Below are 17,829 nucleotides of genomic sequence, written 5' to 3'. Positions count from 1 at the left end.
TTATTTTGTGCAATACAATAAAAATTTGAAATTTATAGGAGATAAAAATGAATCCATATATCGAAATTTTAAGACCGGGAAATGCAATTATGAGTGCAATTGTCATAATTTTAATAGCAATTATCGACAAAAGCTTCAACATCCCAATAATATTTGCAATGCTTACAGTATTTTTTGAAACTGCTGCTGGAAATGTTATTAATGATTATTTTGATTATCAGATTGATTTGGTCAACAAACCTGAAAGACCAATTCCTTCTGGAAGAATTTCCCTAAAAAACGGAAGAAATTATGGATATTTATTATTCGGACTTGGAACATTATTCGGTTTTCTGATAAGCTACATGACAAACAACTGGATTCCATTCCTCATAGTTTTGTTAGCAGACATAGTCCTGTATTTATATGCATATAAATTAAAATCAACACCTCTAATCGGAAATCTTGCAGTAGGATTTATGACCGGTTTTGGATTTGTATTCGGAGGATTTACACTAAATAACCCAAGCATACTAATTACCTCAACATATTTAGGATTTTTTGCATTTGTCATGACAACTGCCCGTGAACTTGTAAAAGACATAGAAGATATCGAAGGAGACAAGTTAGAAGGTGCAAAAACACTCCCAATATTATATGGCAAAAAAATAACTGCAATATTGGCTTTTATTTTGATAATAATAGACTGTGCATTATGTCCTGTATTATATTATAACAATATATTCGGATTCTACTACCTAATCATAATAGCAATTGCAGTTTTATTATTCTTATATTCAGGTATTTTAATCCTCAAAAATCAGGATAAAAAGACTGCAGGCAAAGTTTCAAAATATTTAAAAGTTGGAATGCTGATTGCATTCGTATCATTCATATTTGGATCATTTTAGAGGCAATTCAATGAATTTTCATGAACATAAAAAAGACATACTTGCAATATCTGCAATATCAGCGATTATAATTGCAATTACATTGTTGCTATTGAACATTGATTTGAAAGTTGGAGTCTACTATGTTAGAGACGTATTTTTCTATTTAAACAATGCTCTCTTTTATGCAGGCTATGATGTCGGATTAACAGACACTAGAGGATTGTCTCCATTAATCCCAATGATAACCTCAATATTTTTTAGAATGGGATTCGTCTCGGATGGGACAATAATAATCGTGAGCAGTGCATTCTACATATTTTCAGCTTTAGGAATGTATTTTTTATTAAGGCTGAGATTTGATGAAGTTTTAAGCTTTACCGGATCAATGCTTTTATCAACATTTCCATTAATTATTGTATGGGTTACAAAAGGAATGCTGGACATTCCAGGCTTATGTTTCTCAATATGGTCCGTTTACTTTATGATGTTAGCTTTCAGAAAAAGTACAAAATATTTTTACATTGCTTTTCCGTTGGTTATTTTTGGATGTTTCACAAGATATACAGTATTCTTAATGGTGCCTGTTCTTTTAATTCAGTTTTTCCTTATGGAAAATCCAGTATCCTACATCAAAAATAACATCAAAGATATACTTATTGGAATTGGTCTGGGAACAGCAGTTTTTGCAGCATTCATTGGAATTTTCCAATATCTAAACATAAACCTGTTTTTCATAAGTCAAGGCCAAGGGATTTCACAATCGACACAGGCAGTAATCAATACAACTTACAACAATATTTTCTATTACAAAAACAACTTTTTAATTTATCTTAGTACCCAAAGTTTCATCCCATATTCTTTAAAACCGGGAGCATACATTATAAACGAAATGCGCTGGATAGGAGGACATCCCTCTAAAATGGCCTACATTTTAATGACAATCCTGATAATAGGATTAGTATTATACCTTAAAAAATTATTCAGTTCAGAAAATAGGAAAATAATGAAAAATGAAAAATTAAAATTGATAATCTTCATTATTGGGTTTGCAATATTTTTATTTACTTTCATCAAAATATCAATAATCTTATCAATCATAATCGTTTCAATATCACTTTTAGTACTTTACAGGGCATTATATAAAACAGACATAGAGTATTTCTCATTTGACTTCATAATGATATGCTGGTTCGTGATTAATTTTGCATTCTTCACATATCACCAAATAAAAGTGGACAGGTATTTCATACCGATGCTACCTGCTGTCGCATACTTTATCGTATTATCAATTGAGATGATTTTTGATAAATTAAAAAACATACAGTATATGGACAAGATAAAAATAATAGTCCCAATCGCTTTAATTTGTATAATACTGTTATGCAGTGGAATTTATGCAATGAAAAATAGCCCTCGTACTTTTGACAATCAGATGCCACCTAATTTTGAAACCGCCGCATCAGAAGAAAAGGCAGTTGGAGAATGGTTAGTCAATCATGACCCCCAATATCAGAATAAAACAATCTGGGCCGATCGTGGAGGAGATATGTCATTCATATTGAAGATGAATATTCTCCCTTATGAAAAAGTATCGAATGAATCGAACTTCACAGATGAGATGGTTAAAAACCATGTAGATTATTTCATAGCTAAGGACAATAAGACTATAAACGAACCATATGAAAAAATTTATCAAAATGGGGAAGTAAACTTATATGCATATAAAAATAAGTAACATCAATCAAATTAATCCAAAAATACTCACAAATAAAAATTATTAAAAATACATTAAAAATGACGTTACTTTAGAAACATATATAATAAAAAAAATAAAAAAATAATATCATAACAAGTAATTATAAAGAGGATAATATGAAAGTTGTATGCTGTAAGAACTGTGGTGCAAAATACCAACTCGATGATAATGATGATTTAAAAACATTCGAGTGTTCTTCATGCGCTGGAGAATTAGAATATTTAGAAGATTATTCTGATGGCAGTGAAAAATCTCATTCATCTTTTATAGATTCATTTAGGTATGATAATTCTTATATTGTGCAATGTGAAGATTGTGGATTAAAATATAAGATTAAAAGTAGCGATAGTATACTTGACTATGAATGTGATAGTTGTGGAGGTTCTTTAAGATATCTTGATGAAGATATGAACAAAGAATTGGACAATTATTTAAAAGAAAGGAAAAAAGAGGCTGCTAAATTTAGAGCTCAAAATACTCCTAAAGAACCAGAGCAAGAAGAAACAAATGCAGAAGATAACAGATCCTTAAAATCAATTACTAATAAACTAGAAAACTTCTTCTCAGAAGAACATATGTTAGAGATAGCTGACGACGAGAAAAAACTGCAGGAACAACAAGAGGAAGAAGAACTTGCCACAAGAACTGCAAGAACTACCATACCCCAAGCAGTCATGACAAAATTTGGAAAAGAATTTGCCGTACCGAAAACTAACGATTATGGCATTATGAAAAAGTTCCTTAAAGATGAATTCATGAAAGGAATTGATGAAACTTATCCAAAAATTGAAAAAAGCAAATCTAACGACTCTATTGGAAGTTTTATAGATAGAATTAGTATAAAAGAACCAGGTGAAAGTGTTGAAGAAGCCAACATTTCATTTATTGAAAATGGAGGTCCTGAATTTAGTCTTCCTTCAATGGAAGGCAATTCAACATTCATAGCTATCGGTGCAGTTATATTTATTTTAAGCATAATTGAAATAGTAACTATAAATAGTGGAATTGGTATCTTTACTTTGTTTATTGGTGTGATTATCTTAATATATGGATTTTATAAAACTAAAGATGTTCAAGAACATGAAGAAAGAACTAGAATCATTAGAGAACATTTATTAACTTTGTCTGATGACTACTATGTTTTCTATAATGTTAAAACCCCAACTTCTTCAGCAGGTATTAATCATTTAGTTATAGGTCCAACTGGAATTTATGCTCTTCTTTCACAGAAATACAATCCAAAACTCAGGTTAGAGTCTGAAAATGAAAACTTAAATCTAATCGGATCCAGTGAATTAGAAGAGGATAAAATTGAAGAATTCACAACATCTGAGAATTTAAGTAAATTCAGATACACAACCAAACAAGCTAAATTTTCTCAGGACAATAAAATCAAACAAAAAGCGTTGAGTTTGGGTGAAGATTTAATTAATTTCCTCAATGACAACAACATTAAAAACTGTTTTGTAGAACCATTAGTTGGATTTATAAACAACGAAGTTGTTGTAATCAATATGCCTTTAACCGATGAAGATTTATTTATTGAAGAATTATTAAACAAAATCGAAACTGGTACAATAAAATTAGATTCTGAAACAATCGACAAATGTGCTGTTTTAATCAACAAATATTCTGCAGATTGTTCTTCAGAAATTTAATTTCTTTTTTTTATTTTTCATTAACTATTTTAAAACAATGCCTAATTTTAATCCAATATAATATTACATTTAAATATTAAAAACTTAATAAAAATGTATATAAAAATTTTGGAGATAAAAAAATGGCAGATATTACAATAGATATGGAAAAATGTGATAATTGTGGGGATTGTAGTGATACTTGTCCTATGGAAGTTTTAATTCTTAAAGATGGTAAAATAACTATCAACGACCCGGATGAATGTAGTTACTGTGAAACATGCGTTGACCTTTGTCCTAACGAATGCATAACCATAGAATAGACTAATAATTTTAAACTACATTTTTTAATTTTTTAAAAAAAAAACACCACACCTTAACTATTTAGCATTTCATAGGCAATTAGTGTGTCTTTTGAGATATCTACATTTGCAACCTTGCCTATAACATCATCAACATCTGCAGGAGAAATTCCAGTGCCCGGTCTTTTAAATGCAATATCCGATTGTGAAATCACACTTCCCTTTCCAATATCATTTTTAGCTACAATTGATCTTCTTGTCTCTTTTCGTGTAGATGACTCACAAATTAACAGCTGTTTATGTTTGTAACCGCTAATTTTAGATAAAAAATCAATATTTGATTTGAATTTACCAACATCTTTTGAATCCATAGCATAAAAGTGATCATTTCCAGGCAATGATTTATCCAATGTAAAATGCTTTTCTATTATAGTGGCACCATAATTATATGCAGTGGTTAAAACCATCATATTTTCATCGGATTTAGTATGGTCGGAATATCCTACTTCATAATCTGGAAAATTACTTGACAAATCATTAATCATTGAAAGATTTGCATCTTCAAAAGCAGTTGGATGAGACAAAACACAATGCATAATAGCAATATCTACTGTCGAAACCTCTTCAATAGCTTTAACGGCATCTTTAATTTCTTTTATAGTTGAAGCCCCAGTGGACAGTAGAATTGGCTTATTTTTACCTGCAACATATTTAATAAAAGGAATGTTTGTCAAATCTGAAGAAGATATCTTAAAAACACTCATAAATTCATCCAAATAATCAACAGCCTCAAAATCATAAGGTGTTGACAAAAACATGATTCCCCCATCATTACAATAATCCGATAATTGACGAAATTCATCCGCACCGAACCTATCAAATTTCTTAAATAACTCAAATTGAGAATCAATTGGGTCTTGAGACGAATCCCAATAATTAGGAAAACTGCTGGAGACAACATTTTCTGATTTATAGGATTGAAACATTACGGCATCAACACCACAAGATTTAGCTTCATCAATCATGAGCTTTGCCGCATCAATATCAGAAATTCCTTCCTTTTCTGCAATATCAAAAAAATTAAATCCAATATCTGCAATTAAAAATGGAGTTTTACTAAAAATTTTCATAAGCCACCTATCTTCTTAATTTAAATTTTCTATACTCTTCTTTAATAACTGCCCAAATATTATCAGGACCGTTTTTCAAATCGACAGACAACATTCTTTTATGCATTTCAAGCCTACGACCATAATCATTTACCAAATCAACAAACTGATTAGCAATTTCCTCGTGTTCAAGGCTTTCACCCAAACCCATATTTATAAAACCAGTCTTATCGCTGCAGAATATATGGGTCAATTCCCTTTCATCCTGACTTAAGCAAATTGTCGGAATGCCTAATGAGCAAATTTCATACATGGCTTTCCCCGCAGACGTGAAAATAATGTCCGAATTAAACATGAATTCACTAATGTTAGATACATTTGTATAAACCTGTATTGAAGGATTTGTTTGTATTTTAGCTATGAACCCTTCCTTATCAGGATAATGCAATCCCAAAATAATATTTATCCTGCCATCATAATTAGTGGCCAAAATAGAGTTCAATACCTTTTCAGTTAAATTATGTGAATCATTTCTATTAAAATAAATCAAAACATTGTTTACTTCATTAGTAATGATTTTTTGAGGTTGGAAGTAAAACTCTTCTTTTAAAATGTAATATTTATAACCTGAGAATATGTTACTTTTAGAGGAATCCTGTTCATATAATGAATCAAAAACAACATCTGCAAATTCACTGCCAACACCCAAATCCTCAAAGTTGACAACAAAATACCCTTCCTTTTTGAGATTAAGAATATACTCTGTGGAGGTGTCCAAAATATCATTGATAACGATGTGCGGATTAAATTGATTTAATTTTATAAATAACTCATCTTCCCCATCATAAATCACATAAGGATAATTGAAATTATTTAAAATATTTATTCCCAATTCATGGGATTCATCAATGAAAAACAGAACATCATGAAAAACTAACTTTGAAGCAAGAGACAAACATCTATCCATATGGCTTGAACCAATTTCATCATAAGCACTCACCACAAAAGCCATTTTTCTTTTTTGAAGATAATTTTCAGCAATTAACCAGTCTTCCCTATTGACAATGTTTATACTTTCCCCTTTAGACAATTCAATTACGTCAATATTTGTTCCCAATCTAGAATCAGGACGTACAAATGATCTGCGAGTAGCTAATAACGCTCCTGTTTCCCTAAAGGATTTAGGCAATAATTCCGGAGCAACTCTTTTAATATATAATGGGAAATATCTTTGATGCTCTTCATCATATCCCCAATTCAAATGCCTATCATCCACAACTGTAATTACACTATCCACTGAAAAGTCCTCAAATTTTTCAATAGTTCTATTTAATGTTGACACTTTAAGCAATGGAGCAGTAGGCTGGAGAGTAATTACTATATCATACTCATCCAAAGTTAATTTCTCTTTTTGAATCATTGCATTATAAATCATTTCATCGACTGAAACCTCATCTTGCGAATCGTTAGAGTACCTGATAACACTGGCTCCAAACTTTTCTGAAAGTAATGCAGTTTCAGAATCATCAGTAGTGACAATAACATCATCCACATATTGTGAGGATTTAGAAATTCCAATAGCATAAGCAATCAATGGAACAGTCCCAAGTAAACGAATATTCTTACGAGGAATAATTTTAGAACTGCCACTAGCAGGAATCACTACTAAAATTTTATTATTATTAAACATAAAAATCCCTAAAAAATTTACAATAAAATTTAATTAATACAAATAGATATATCTATAATGTAATATTAAATCTTCGGTGTTAAAATGAATATGAAAAATATGTCACAAGAGCTATTGAAAAGAATTAACGAATTATCCACACCTGTAAAAATAATGCATGTATGTGGTTCTCATGAGCATACCATAATGGAAAATGGAATTAGAAGTTTGCTTCCAGATGAAGTTGAAATAATTGCAGGACCAGGATGTCCAGTATGTGTAGTTCCATCCCGTGAAATTGATGAGGCTTTAGAGCTTATTGACAAAGGAGTTACAATAACAACTTTTGGAGACATGTTAAGAGTTCCTGGTTCTGAAAGATCTCTTGCCGATGCCAAGGCTGAAGGAGGAGATGTAAGAGTAGTATATGGAATTAACAGAGCCATTGAAATAGCTGAAAAGGAAGACAATGACGTTGCATTCATATCTGCAGGTTTTGAAACAACAGCCCCAACCACAGCTGCCGAACTATTATCAAAACCTCCTGAAAACTTCTCAGTACTTTCATGCCACAGATTGATTCCACCGGCAATTGACTTTTTAATCAATTCCGGAGAAACCAGCTTAAACGCTTTAATCCAGCCAGGACATGTATGTACAATTATTGGAACAAAACCATTCGAATACTTCTCAACAGACTTTGGAATTCCACAGGCCGTAGCAGGATTCAACCCATTAGACATATTGATGTCCGTTTACATGATTCTAAGACAAATTCATAACGAAACACCGAAAATAGAAAATGAATATAAAAGAGCAGTCAGAGAAGAAGGAAACACAATTGCTCAGGACATGATAGACCAGGTATTCTATGTTGATTCAAGAGAATGGAGAGGATTTCCAAAAATACCAAATTCCATTTTAGAAATTAAAGACGAATTCAGTGAATACAATGCACGTGAAAAATATGACATTGAAGTTAAAGATGTCAATGAAGCTCCAAAAGGCTGCATCTGTGGCCCAATATTAAGAGGACTTGCAAGACCTGAAGACTGCAAACTATTCAGAAAAGCCTGCAATCCATTACACCCAATCGGAGCATGTATGGTAAGTAAAGAAGGCACATGCAACATCGCACACAGATATTCAAGAGGATAAAATGACAATAGAAGCTATTGCAGTAGACATTGACGGAACAATTACAGATGAAAAAAGACAGATTTGCATTTCCGCAATCAAAGCATTAAGAAAAGCAGAATCCCAAGGAATTCCAACAATCATTGTTACAGGCAATGTTGTAAACTATGCATATGCCGCAGAAGTATTGATAGGATGCAGTGGAGGACTGGTTGCTGAAAATGGAGGAGTCGTTTTTAAAGAAGGTGAAAACAACAATGCTGTTGAAACCATGGTTGAAAGAGACTTCGTGACTTCAGCGGAAAATCACCTGAAAGAAAAATTGGGCGAAAAATTCGACAAACATGCATCTCACGATAACATGTACCGCCTAACAGAAACCGTATTCTACAAAACCCTCAACCGTGACGAACTTGAAGAGGCTTTAACAAATTTCAAATACCTTGACCAGTTAGAAATTTATGACAGCGGTTTTGCGCTACACATAACCGACAAAAGAGTGAATAAAGGAACATCACTCAGATATTTATGTGAAAGAAATGGAATTAATATGGAAAATGTCATGGCCATCGGAGATAGCGAAAACGATGAAGATTTTTTAAAAGAAGCAGGTTATAAGATAGCTGTTGGAAATGCTGAAGATAAATTAAAAGAAATAAGCACATACACCTGTGAGAATAAATTCGGCGACGGTGTTGCTGAAGCTATTAAGAAATTTGCATTATAAGTGATAATATGATTTATGAAATAGCTGAAAAAGCAAAAAAAGAAGTTGAAAACAAATGTGATGCTTTTGAAATTTACATTGATGAAACCAAACTGATTGAACTTGATTCCGAACAAAACAAATTAAATTTTGCAAAGGAAGAAATTGAAACCGGAATTGGAATTAGAGTTATTAAAGACAACAAGATCGGTTTTGCATTTACTTCAAACCTGGATAAAATTTCCGAAACTGCAAGACAATCAATCGAAAATACAAAACTGAACAAAATCGATGAGAACTACTCATTTGCAGAGGTGGAAAAAGTAAATGAGGTAAAAAAAGTCTATGATAAAAAATTCGATGCCCTTGACTTGGACGAATCCGTGGAATTATTGAAAAGTGTCATTTCACAAACCAGCGACAGCGGTTGTGAGGTCACAGGATCAGGATTTTCTGCAAGTGCAGGAAGGTCATTAATATTGAACTCAAACGGCGTTTCAATAGAAAACAAAGGAACAGGATTCAGTCTTGGATTATCTGTAACCATTCAAAAGGATGGTGAAATTGCAACTGCATACAATTCCCAATCATCAAGATTTTATGACTTGGATGGTGAAAAATTGGCCAATGAAGTGTGTGACTTGGCTAAAAGTTCATTGAATACAAAACCTATTGAAACAGACAATTATAGTGTTGTTTTAGATTATTATGCTGCTACCGGACTTCTTCAAACATTCATCAATGCATTTGATGGTGAAAATGTAATGAGAGGCAGGTCAATTTTAAAAGACAAAATCGGAAGTGAAATATCCAATCCTACATTAAGCATCATCGACAATCCTCTTTTAGAAAATGGAATGTACACCACAAAATGTGACGGCGAAGGAAGTGTCTCAAAAGCCACCGAATTAATAAAAGACGGTAAATTAAACTCATTTATCTACGACATTTACACCGCAAATAAGGAAGGCGTTGAAACAACATCCAATGGATACCGAGGAAGCTATTTGACAACTCCACAGATTTCCCCATCAAATCTTGAATTCAAGTTCAGTGAAATGAAAGACTTATCCGAAATCAAAAAAGGAGTCCTGACAACAAGCGTGCTTGGAGCTCACACTGCAAATCCTATTTCAGGTGACTTTTCAGTGGAAGCAAACAATACATTTAAAATAGAAAATGGAGAACTTACCGACCCTATTAATAAGGCAATGATTTCTGGAAACATCTTTGAAATCATGAAAAAAGTAGAAGGATTAAATTCAGAAATCAAACAGTATGGATCATTCATTATTCCAAAATTGTTAGTGCACGACTTAAGGGTAGTCGGCCAAAATTAAAAAAAAGAGAAAAAAAATTAAATCTTTTTTAATTTTTCTCTATACCTATTGATGGTTGATTCAGTATAGTCAATAGTCAAATACTCTTCTGTCAATTGCTTATTATTATCAAAATCTTTTATTTTTTCTTTTACGATTTTATCAATATCTTCATCCAATTTTTTAAATTGCTTTTCAAAGGAATATTCTGATTTTCTAATGTTTAAATTGGATTTGCGAGCAAGTCTTTCAACCTGTTCCTCAAAGCTTTCTTTTTTTTTAGACACAATACCACCTACATTTCTATAATAGGCAATTGTATTTCAGTTACAAAATCGTTTTCATCATCGCAATTGTGGAAATTTTTTACCAAAACTTCTTTTGGAGAACCAATAATATCATAATGATTAGCCTGAGCTATTTCAACCAATTCCGCATAGGTATCCATAATATTATCTACAGAGCCATAGTGAATTCCGGACAATACCTTATTTTCAATCATGTCGACAACACGAATCATATCCTTTTCATCGGCATCTTCCTTAATGACAAGACTTACATCATAAACCGCATCCCCCTGGTTTACTTCATGTCTTGGTGAAAAATAAACAACGAAAGGTTCACCTTCATATTCTATTTCCTCAGCATCAACCCAACCCATCAATTTAGAAACTAAAATTTCCAAATCGGAAATTGGACCCTTATAATTAATTACTCCTAATTTTTGTTCTGGAATCACTTTAACTTCACTTTCCATAATAACACCTAATAAAATTTTAATCTTAATTAAATAAATAAACTTCTACTTCCTCACCTTCATCCAAAAGTTCAACTGATTTCGGAACTTTAACGTATCCATCTGCACTTGAAAGTGAGAAAATTGCACCCGAATCTTTGAAAATCGGTTGAATATTTTGCCCATCAACTTTTACAAGTTGATATTGCATACGTCCAACAGGAGAATGGATTCTTCTGGTCATTTTACCTTTAACAGTATTAAGTTCAAAGTCCTTTTCAATTCCTGCCAATCTTGTCAAAGGCTGAGCAACGAAAGCATTGAATATCATTAAAGCGGAAACCGGATTTCCAGGAAGACCAATGACCAGTTTTTCGTCGATTACTCCCACAATAGTCGGTTTACCAGGTTGAACAGAAATTCCATGAATATGAACTTCACCCAATTCATCCAAAACATGCTTCAACACATCTCCAAGTCCTGCAGAAGTTCCTCCAGAGCAGAAAAGCACATCAACCTCTTTTAAGGATTTTATGATTTTTTCCTTGACCTCATCATAGTCATCCCTCATTACCCCTAAAAATCTTGCATCAGCACCACAGGAAACTGCATCGTTTTTAATCATCCCACCATTTACATCATAGATTTTACCATATTCAAGCTCTTGGCCCTGAAGTGTGATTTCATTTCCGGAGGAAAGTATACCAACACTTGGTTTTTTATAAACTTCGATTGTTTCAAAACCCTGAGAAAGCAAAACTCCAATTTTACCAGGGTTTAAAAAATCACCTTTTTTAAGAATCAAATTGCCTTCTTCAATGTCTGAACCCTTACGGGCAACGTCCTGAGAAGGGGTTGCAGTTGTGAACAGATTAACTTTATCACCCATCTTTTCACAGTATTCAACCATGACCACAGCCTCTGCACCTTCAGGCATTGCCGCTCCAGTACTGATTTCAATACATTTGCCTTTTTCAACTTTTTTATCAGTGGTAGATCCAGCTTCTAAAAAATCAATGACCTCCAAGGTATTTGGAGACTCTTCAGATGCCCCAAAACTATCACTTGAAAGTATTGCAAAACCATCTTTTAAAGCCTTATCAAATGGAGGGAAATCCATTCGAGAATAGACATCTTCATATAAAATTCTGCCGTAAGCTTCACCTACTGAAATTTCTTCGCTTTCAGCCTTTAAATTTTCATCGAACAAATTTTGAATTATATCTATAGCTTCATCACATTCTTTGATTTTTAAAAATTCAGTTCCCATATTAATCACATTTGGTAAAATCCAATAAATTAATATATAATATATTCATATAAATATAAATAATTTAATCTTATGGAGAAAAATTGTATTATTATTTTGGAGGAGAGTATTTGTCTAAACCTAATAACAACCAACAACAAGAATATAGAAGGGTGAGAACTCCTAAAAAAGGAGAAATCCCTGGAGTAGTTGAACAAATTATGGGCCACGGAAAATTAAAAGTCCGCTGTGCTGATGGAAATATCAGAATGACCAGAATACCTGGTAAAATGAAAAAACGTATTTGGATTCGTGAAGGAGACGTCATCCTTGTTAAACCATGGGATTTCCAATCTGATGAAAAAGCAGACGTAATCTGGAGATACACAAAAACCGAGTCCAACTGGCTTGAAAGAAAAGGCTACTTGAAAATGTAGTCCTACTTACTTATTTTTTGATTTTAATGGATCCCAAAGTAGCTAAAGCAGACAAGAAACATGCAAAGATTCATTCCGAAAAAAGAAGAAAGGACAATTCTGAGAGAAAAACCGGAAATGAAATTTTTGATAAGATAACCCTGGAAACATTATACAAATTAGCTAATCAGGGATACATTGATATTTTAAACGGCGCCATAAGTACCGGCAAAGAGGCCAATGTACTTACAGGCATAACCGATGATGAAAAATATGTAGCCGTTAAAGTTTATAGGATAGCTACTTCTGATTTTAAAAAGATGGATTATTACCTTAAAGGCGATCCAAGATTTAACGTGAAAACCAAAAATAAAAGAAAAATAATATACTCATGGGTTACTAAGGAATTCAAGAATTTAACAAGATTATATTCCGCAGGAGTGAATGTTCCCGAACCCATAACAAGTGCAAATAATGTGCTTTTAATTGAATTTATTGGTGATGAAGAGGGAAATCCAGCACAACCTGTAAAAAATCAACCCCCAGAAAATCCTGATGAATTCTGGAATCTGCTGCTGGTTGAGCTGAAAAAATTTGTCAATGAAGCAAAACTGGTTCACGGAGATTTGTCCAACTACAATATTTTGAACCTGAATGAAAAGCCCGTGATTATTGATGTTTCACAATCGGTTGTACTGGACAATCCAATTTCCAAAGAACTGCTTGAAAGAGACATCAACACACTTGTACGTGAATACACCAAACTTGGTGTTAAAACTAGTTTTGATGAAGTTTGGGAATATGTGAACCCCAAATTTTAGATAAAAAACAGTATACATTTTAATCCATTAATAAAGATATAATTTACTAATATACAAAATTATTTAAAGGATTAATAATAAAAGTAAGAATACAAATTAAATATTTTTTAAGAGGTGATTTCATATGGCAAAACCTATCGCAAAAACTCCTGTTTTTGAAGGTGAAGATGCAATTGCTGTTTTAAAAGAAATGCAAGAAGCACCTACACAGGAAGATAAAGAGTTTGCAAAAGAAATCAGAAATCAGAGAATTGTTTTATTCTCAAAATAATATTTTTTTGCAAACTCTATTTTTTATATGCTTTTTATATCTTTGTAAAGACTGAAACTTCTTTCAGGATTTATTTTTATAATCCTATCTATGTCATCAACTTTTTCCTGATCTTTTTTCAGATATTTGAATTTATGTTTTTCAACATAGAAACCGAATGCAGTTGCATATGCATCTACAGTTATAAATCTTAACCCAACAATATTTTCAGATATATCTAAAATACTTAACAAGACATTTCTAAAAACATGTTTGCCTAATCCATTATGAGCATATTTTTTATCTATTGCAAACCTTCCTATTTTGATTGCGGGTATCACATTGTTTTCACTAATGTTTAGCTTGCTGCGTATTTTATCTTTAGTTTCTTTATCCTCAAGGATTTTTAATTTCATTGCATCTGTTAGAATTGATACATATCCAACAACAGTTTCATCACAAATTACTACATGTGTTAAGCTTAAATTCATATTTTGCTGATTCAATGCATCCTCTTTTAAAAATTTTGTTAAATCCTTTGATTCACACTCAAAATCATCTAAGTTATGGTTTTCATTTAATTTTTCAAAAATATAATTCTCTTTAATATATTCTATATCCATACTTATCATCTTAGTTTGTTATTAGTAAATACATGAATAAAATAAATAATTTTGTCCTAGTTAAAGCATGTCACTTATATTTTTAGTTTTTAATTCTTCATCAACTTTTTCCGGATTGGATTCCAATAGTTTCATTAATTTTTCTAATCGTGCAGCAAATAATAACTCATCATAATTAAAGTTAAATTCTTTAAAAACAAATTTATTCGGATATTTTTCTTCAAATTCCTTTTTATCATATTCACTGCAAAAACCATATCTTTTATCGTTGAAAAAAACTTCGTAATATATGTATTTCTCCAAATGTAATAATGCTTGTTGAGGAGTTAAACCCATTAACCATTACCCCCATTAATTGATTTCAATTTAAAACCTTTCGTTTTCAATTAAACAAATCACTTCATTACAACTTTCACACTCCGGTACTTTAACATCTTTTAAGATTTCTTTAAAATTTTTCCTATCCCTATGGCGAAAATCATCACTGAACAATGATTCACCACCATATTCCACACTACTTTCAAAATCTATTTTCTTAAATCCAAACAGTTTAACTAAAGTATCCTGAAGGATTTCATCAAAAAACAAATCACCAATATCCAAATGACATGGAAAATTTAGATATGTATCATAATCCTCTTCAATATATGTTTTAATCGCCTTTATGACCATTTCATCCAATTCTTTTGAAGTGAATTTTTTCCCGTGAGTTAGTTCAAAAGCATACTGCTCTTCAAAATCAACAGACTCAAATTTGTAATAGTACATGAAAATACTTTATAATAATTAACTTATTTAAAGTTTTAGCTTTAAAATTGACCCCATTTCGTAAAATTGCAGTGAAAAAATCATAATATATAAAGTTAACCCTTAACTCTTTTAAAATATTGAAATTAGTAATAATCAAACCCTTATTTTAAAAATTATCATGAAAATTATATTAAGTATAGAGTCCAAAATTTATTACAGAAATTTTATACCGGAGAGCTGTAAGTACAACATCTTTTTTACGGGAATATGTCAACCCAAAATTTTAATTCAGATTATTCACAATCAATTGCAATAACCTTTAGATATTTAATTTAGAAATATTTATTATGTAAACTTATTTTTACAAAAAAGGCAGTAAAACCTAAAAAGATATATTAATATGCGAAACAAACTATATAATGTTTGATAAAAAAAATATAGAAATGGGGAGATAGTATAGACCTAAATAGAAAAAAATCATTAATTCGATCAAACGAACTTGATGAAATTGCTATTGATGACATGAAACACAAATCAAATGTCAGACTAGGATTCAGTGAATTTTCTAAAAAATTATATGAAAATACCAAAAATAAAATTTTAGAAGAATTGAATGCAACTGAAAAAGATTGGAATAATCCTAAATGGCAATTAAAGAATCGTATTAGTGATGTGGACGAAATTTCAAAATACACCAACATTTCACAGGAAGAATATGAGAATATAAAAAAAGTTGGTGAAAAATACAGATTTGCAATAACTCCATATTATTTCTCATTAATTGATTTCGACAATCCGAATTGTCCAATCAAATTACAGTCATTTCCAAATATTGAAGAGCTTGGAGAAACCGGACAATTAGATCCTATGAATGAGGAACAGTCCAATCCTTCAGGAAAAATCACTAGAAGATATCCCAACAAATTAATTATTAATGTTACTAATGCCTGCCCGATGTATTGCAGGCACTGCCAGCGCCGCAGATTAATAGGCAACTTTGACAAACATACTTCCAGAAAAGACATTGACGAATCAATAGAATTTATAAGAAATAATCCGACAATCAGGGAAGTATTAATCACCGGAGGAGATGCATTATTATTGCCAAACATGAAATTGGAATATCTATTCGATACATTATCCAATATTGACCATGTTGAAGTATTAAGGATAGGTACAAGAACATTGGCAACACTCCCATTTAGAATCGATGATGAACTGGCATGTCTGCTCAGAAAATACAAAGTGCATGTATCAACACAGTTCAATCATGCCTGTGAGATTACTCCAGAAGCAGTTAATGCAATTGATAAATTAGTCGACCATGGAGTCCTTGTGAGAAACCAAATGGTATTGCTGCATAACATTAACGACGACAAATATTGTATTCAAAAAACCAATGAAGAATTGCAAAAGTATCGTGTAATTCCTTACTATTTATTCCATCCAAAAGACATCAAAGGTACTGAACATTTCCAAGTGGACATTTCCAAAGGTTTGGAAATTATGAAACATTTAGAGGGTAGAACAAGCGGCATGTGCAAACCAACATACGTATATAATTCACCATGCGGCCTTGGTAAGGTTCCTTTGGTGCCGATAGAAAATATCGAACATGTTGAAAACGGATATAAATTCACAACATGGGAAAATAAAACAGTCAAAAAAGATTAGATGAATGCATTCATTACAATGATGAGACAAGAGTGCAAGTACAATATCTTTCTTGAAATATGATATCTAATGATTAAAACCAATGATTCTCTAAGTCCCAACTAATTTTTAGAAATCATTATATAAAATAGTTCAAATAAATATTATTAACTTATAAAGGTGATATTATGCCAGAAACAGATTATTTAAAAATACCTCAAAACAGAGTAGGGGCATTAATTGGAAGCAATGGTAACGTTAAAAAATCCATTGAAAAAGCAACTGGAACCATCCTCGACATTGATAGTGATGAAGGCACAGTTTATATCACACCTAGAGAAGATATGGAAGACCCATTAGGAGTATGGAATGCAAACCATATCGTCAAAGCAGTAGCACGTGGATTTAATCCGGAAGTTGCACTCAAGTTAGTAAGTGACGACATTTATCTGGAAGTAATCAGCTTACCATTATACATCGGCAAATCCAAAAAAGCCCTTGCAAGACATAAAGGCAGAATTATAGGAAAAGATGGAAAAACACGTGAAATCATAATGGAAATGGCCGAAGTTGACATGGCAGTTTATGGAAAAACAGTTTCATTGATTGGTGAAATGGACAACATCATGGTTGCAAAGGAAGCTATTGAAATGATTCTGAATGGTTCCAGACACAAATCAGTCTATGGATTTTTAGAACATAAAAAAGAAACACTCAAAATGAAAGAATTCAAAGATCTAGTTGGAATCGAAGACGATAAAATTGAATTTAAAGATGGAATCGAATTTGATGAAAACGATTTTTAGGAGTTTAATCTCCTAAAG

The 17,829-nt window shown here is 31.8% G+C and carries 20 protein-coding genes; 12 read left to right on the top strand and 8 right to left on the bottom strand.

Annotation, left to right across the window (positions count from 1 at the left end; all coding sequences use genetic code 11):
• Window positions 1–47: 47 nt before the first annotated feature.
• The 4 genes from UIB65_RS03060 (at window position 48) to UIB65_RS03045 (ending at window position 4,588) form a co-directional block, all read left to right on the top strand.
• On the top strand, window positions 48–890 hold the full coding sequence (locus tag UIB65_RS03060) for a UbiA family prenyltransferase (RefSeq protein WP_330039658.1): 843 nt from the start codon (window positions 48–50) through the stop codon (window positions 888–890).
• Window positions 891–900: 10 nt separating this feature from the next.
• Entirely contained in the window at window positions 901–2,607 is a 1,707-nt protein-coding gene (locus UIB65_RS03055) for a glycosyltransferase family 39 protein (RefSeq protein WP_330039657.1), read from the top strand.
• A 137-nt stretch (window positions 2,608–2,744) separates the two neighbouring features.
• On the top strand, window positions 2,745–4,286 hold the full coding sequence (locus UIB65_RS03050; RefSeq protein ID WP_330039656.1) for an NERD domain-containing protein: 1,542 nt from the start codon (window positions 2,745–2,747) through the stop codon (window positions 4,284–4,286).
• A gap of 122 nt (window positions 4,287–4,408) precedes the next feature.
• On the top strand, window positions 4,409–4,588 hold the full coding sequence (locus tag UIB65_RS03045) for a 4Fe-4S binding protein (protein ID WP_330039655.1): 180 nt from the start codon (window positions 4,409–4,411) through the stop codon (window positions 4,586–4,588).
• Window positions 4,589–4,641: 53 nt separating this feature from the next.
• Here UIB65_RS03045 and UIB65_RS03040 read toward each other — a convergent pair whose 3' ends face one another.
• Window positions 4,642–5,697, bottom strand: a complete 1,056-nt coding sequence (locus tag UIB65_RS03040) for an N-acetylneuraminate synthase family protein (protein ID WP_330039654.1) — start codon at window positions 5,695–5,697, stop codon at window positions 4,642–4,644.
• A gap of 7 nt (window positions 5,698–5,704) precedes the next feature.
• Window positions 5,705–7,366 (bottom strand): UDP-2,4-diacetamido-2,4,6-trideoxy-beta-L-altropyranose hydrolase, encoded by a 1,662-nt coding sequence (locus tag UIB65_RS03035; protein ID WP_330039653.1) that lies wholly within the window; start codon window positions 7,364–7,366, stop codon window positions 5,705–5,707.
• A 90-nt stretch (window positions 7,367–7,456) separates the two neighbouring features.
• On the opposite strand from UIB65_RS03035, the gene hypD reads away from it, so the two are divergent.
• Genes hypD through UIB65_RS03020 form a run of 3 tightly spaced genes read left to right on the top strand, consistent with a single transcriptional unit; the run spans window position 7,457 to window position 10,528 of the window.
• The gene (gene hypD, locus UIB65_RS03030; protein ID WP_330039693.1) at window positions 7,457–8,503 is read left to right on the top strand and encodes a hydrogenase formation protein HypD; all 1,047 of its coding nucleotides are present in this window, start codon (window positions 7,457–7,459) and stop codon (window positions 8,501–8,503) included.
• A 1-nt stretch (window position 8,504) separates the two neighbouring features.
• Window positions 8,505–9,209 (top strand): phosphoglycolate phosphatase, encoded by a 705-nt coding sequence (locus UIB65_RS03025; protein WP_330039652.1) that lies wholly within the window; start codon window positions 8,505–8,507, stop codon window positions 9,207–9,209.
• An 8-nt stretch (window positions 9,210–9,217) separates the two neighbouring features.
• Complete coding sequence (locus UIB65_RS03020; protein ID WP_330039651.1) at window positions 9,218–10,528, top strand: TldD/PmbA family protein; 1,311 nt, start codon at window positions 9,218–9,220, stop codon at window positions 10,526–10,528.
• 17 nt (window positions 10,529–10,545) lie between these two features.
• Here UIB65_RS03020 and UIB65_RS03015 read toward each other — a convergent pair whose 3' ends face one another.
• Genes UIB65_RS03015 through glp form a run of 3 tightly spaced genes read right to left on the bottom strand, consistent with a single transcriptional unit; the run spans window position 10,546 to window position 12,513 of the window.
• Window positions 10,546–10,794 (bottom strand): hypothetical protein, encoded by a 249-nt coding sequence (locus UIB65_RS03015; protein WP_330039650.1) that lies wholly within the window; start codon window positions 10,792–10,794, stop codon window positions 10,546–10,548.
• Window positions 10,795–10,802: 8 nt separating this feature from the next.
• Window positions 10,803–11,264: a GyrI-like domain-containing protein gene (locus UIB65_RS03010; protein ID WP_296803800.1), complete on the bottom strand. Its 462-nt coding sequence runs from the start codon at window positions 11,262–11,264 to the stop codon at window positions 10,803–10,805.
• A gap of 25 nt (window positions 11,265–11,289) precedes the next feature.
• Window positions 11,290–12,513: a gephyrin-like molybdotransferase Glp gene (gene glp / locus UIB65_RS03005; RefSeq protein ID WP_330039649.1), complete on the bottom strand. Its 1,224-nt coding sequence runs from the start codon at window positions 12,511–12,513 to the stop codon at window positions 11,290–11,292.
• 110 nt (window positions 12,514–12,623) lie between these two features.
• On the opposite strand from glp, the gene eif1A reads away from it, so the two are divergent.
• The 3 genes from eif1A to UIB65_RS02990 all read left to right on the top strand — a co-directional run bounded on the left by eif1A (window position 12,624) and on the right by UIB65_RS02990 (window position 14,000).
• A complete protein-coding gene (gene eif1A / locus UIB65_RS03000) occupies window positions 12,624–12,929 on the top strand; it encodes a translation initiation factor eIF-1A (RefSeq protein WP_292827992.1) in 306 nt (101 codons plus the stop codon).
• Between the two features lie 26 nt (window positions 12,930–12,955).
• Window positions 12,956–13,729 (top strand): serine protein kinase RIO, encoded by a 774-nt coding sequence (locus UIB65_RS02995; RefSeq protein WP_330039648.1) that lies wholly within the window; start codon window positions 12,956–12,958, stop codon window positions 13,727–13,729.
• Window positions 13,730–13,853: 124 nt separating this feature from the next.
• A complete protein-coding gene (locus UIB65_RS02990; protein ID WP_273476491.1) occupies window positions 13,854–14,000 on the top strand; it encodes a hypothetical protein in 147 nt (48 codons plus the stop codon).
• Window positions 14,001–14,023: 23 nt separating this feature from the next.
• Here UIB65_RS02990 and UIB65_RS02985 read toward each other — a convergent pair whose 3' ends face one another.
• From UIB65_RS02985 to UIB65_RS02975, 3 genes are read right to left on the bottom strand one after another with little or no spacing between them, the layout of a single operon-like run.
• Window positions 14,024–14,602 (bottom strand): N-acetyltransferase, encoded by a 579-nt coding sequence (locus UIB65_RS02985; protein WP_330039647.1) that lies wholly within the window; start codon window positions 14,600–14,602, stop codon window positions 14,024–14,026.
• Window positions 14,603–14,662: 60 nt separating this feature from the next.
• Complete coding sequence (locus UIB65_RS02980) at window positions 14,663–14,938, bottom strand: hypothetical protein (protein ID WP_330039646.1); 276 nt, start codon at window positions 14,936–14,938, stop codon at window positions 14,663–14,665.
• Between the two features lie 30 nt (window positions 14,939–14,968).
• The gene (locus tag UIB65_RS02975) at window positions 14,969–15,370 is read right to left on the bottom strand and encodes a hypothetical protein (protein ID WP_330039645.1); all 402 of its coding nucleotides are present in this window, start codon (window positions 15,368–15,370) and stop codon (window positions 14,969–14,971) included.
• Between the two features lie 504 nt (window positions 15,371–15,874).
• Here UIB65_RS02975 and UIB65_RS02970 point away from each other — a divergent pair.
• Together UIB65_RS02970 and UIB65_RS02965 are read left to right on the top strand one after the other, a co-directional pair.
• A complete protein-coding gene (locus UIB65_RS02970; RefSeq protein WP_330039644.1) occupies window positions 15,875–17,026 on the top strand; it encodes a KamA family radical SAM protein in 1,152 nt (383 codons plus the stop codon).
• Between the two features lie 167 nt (window positions 17,027–17,193).
• Window positions 17,194–17,811, top strand: a complete 618-nt coding sequence (locus tag UIB65_RS02965) for a KH domain-containing protein (protein WP_330039643.1) — start codon at window positions 17,194–17,196, stop codon at window positions 17,809–17,811.
• The last annotated feature ends 18 nt before the right edge of the window (window positions 17,812–17,829 follow it).

It is taken from the genome of Methanobrevibacter sp., assembly GCF_036307625.1.
In the GTDB taxonomy this organism is placed as follows: domain Archaea; phylum Methanobacteriota; class Methanobacteria; order Methanobacteriales; family Methanobacteriaceae; genus Methanocatella.
This window is presented reverse-complemented; position numbering and strand designations above follow the sequence as displayed.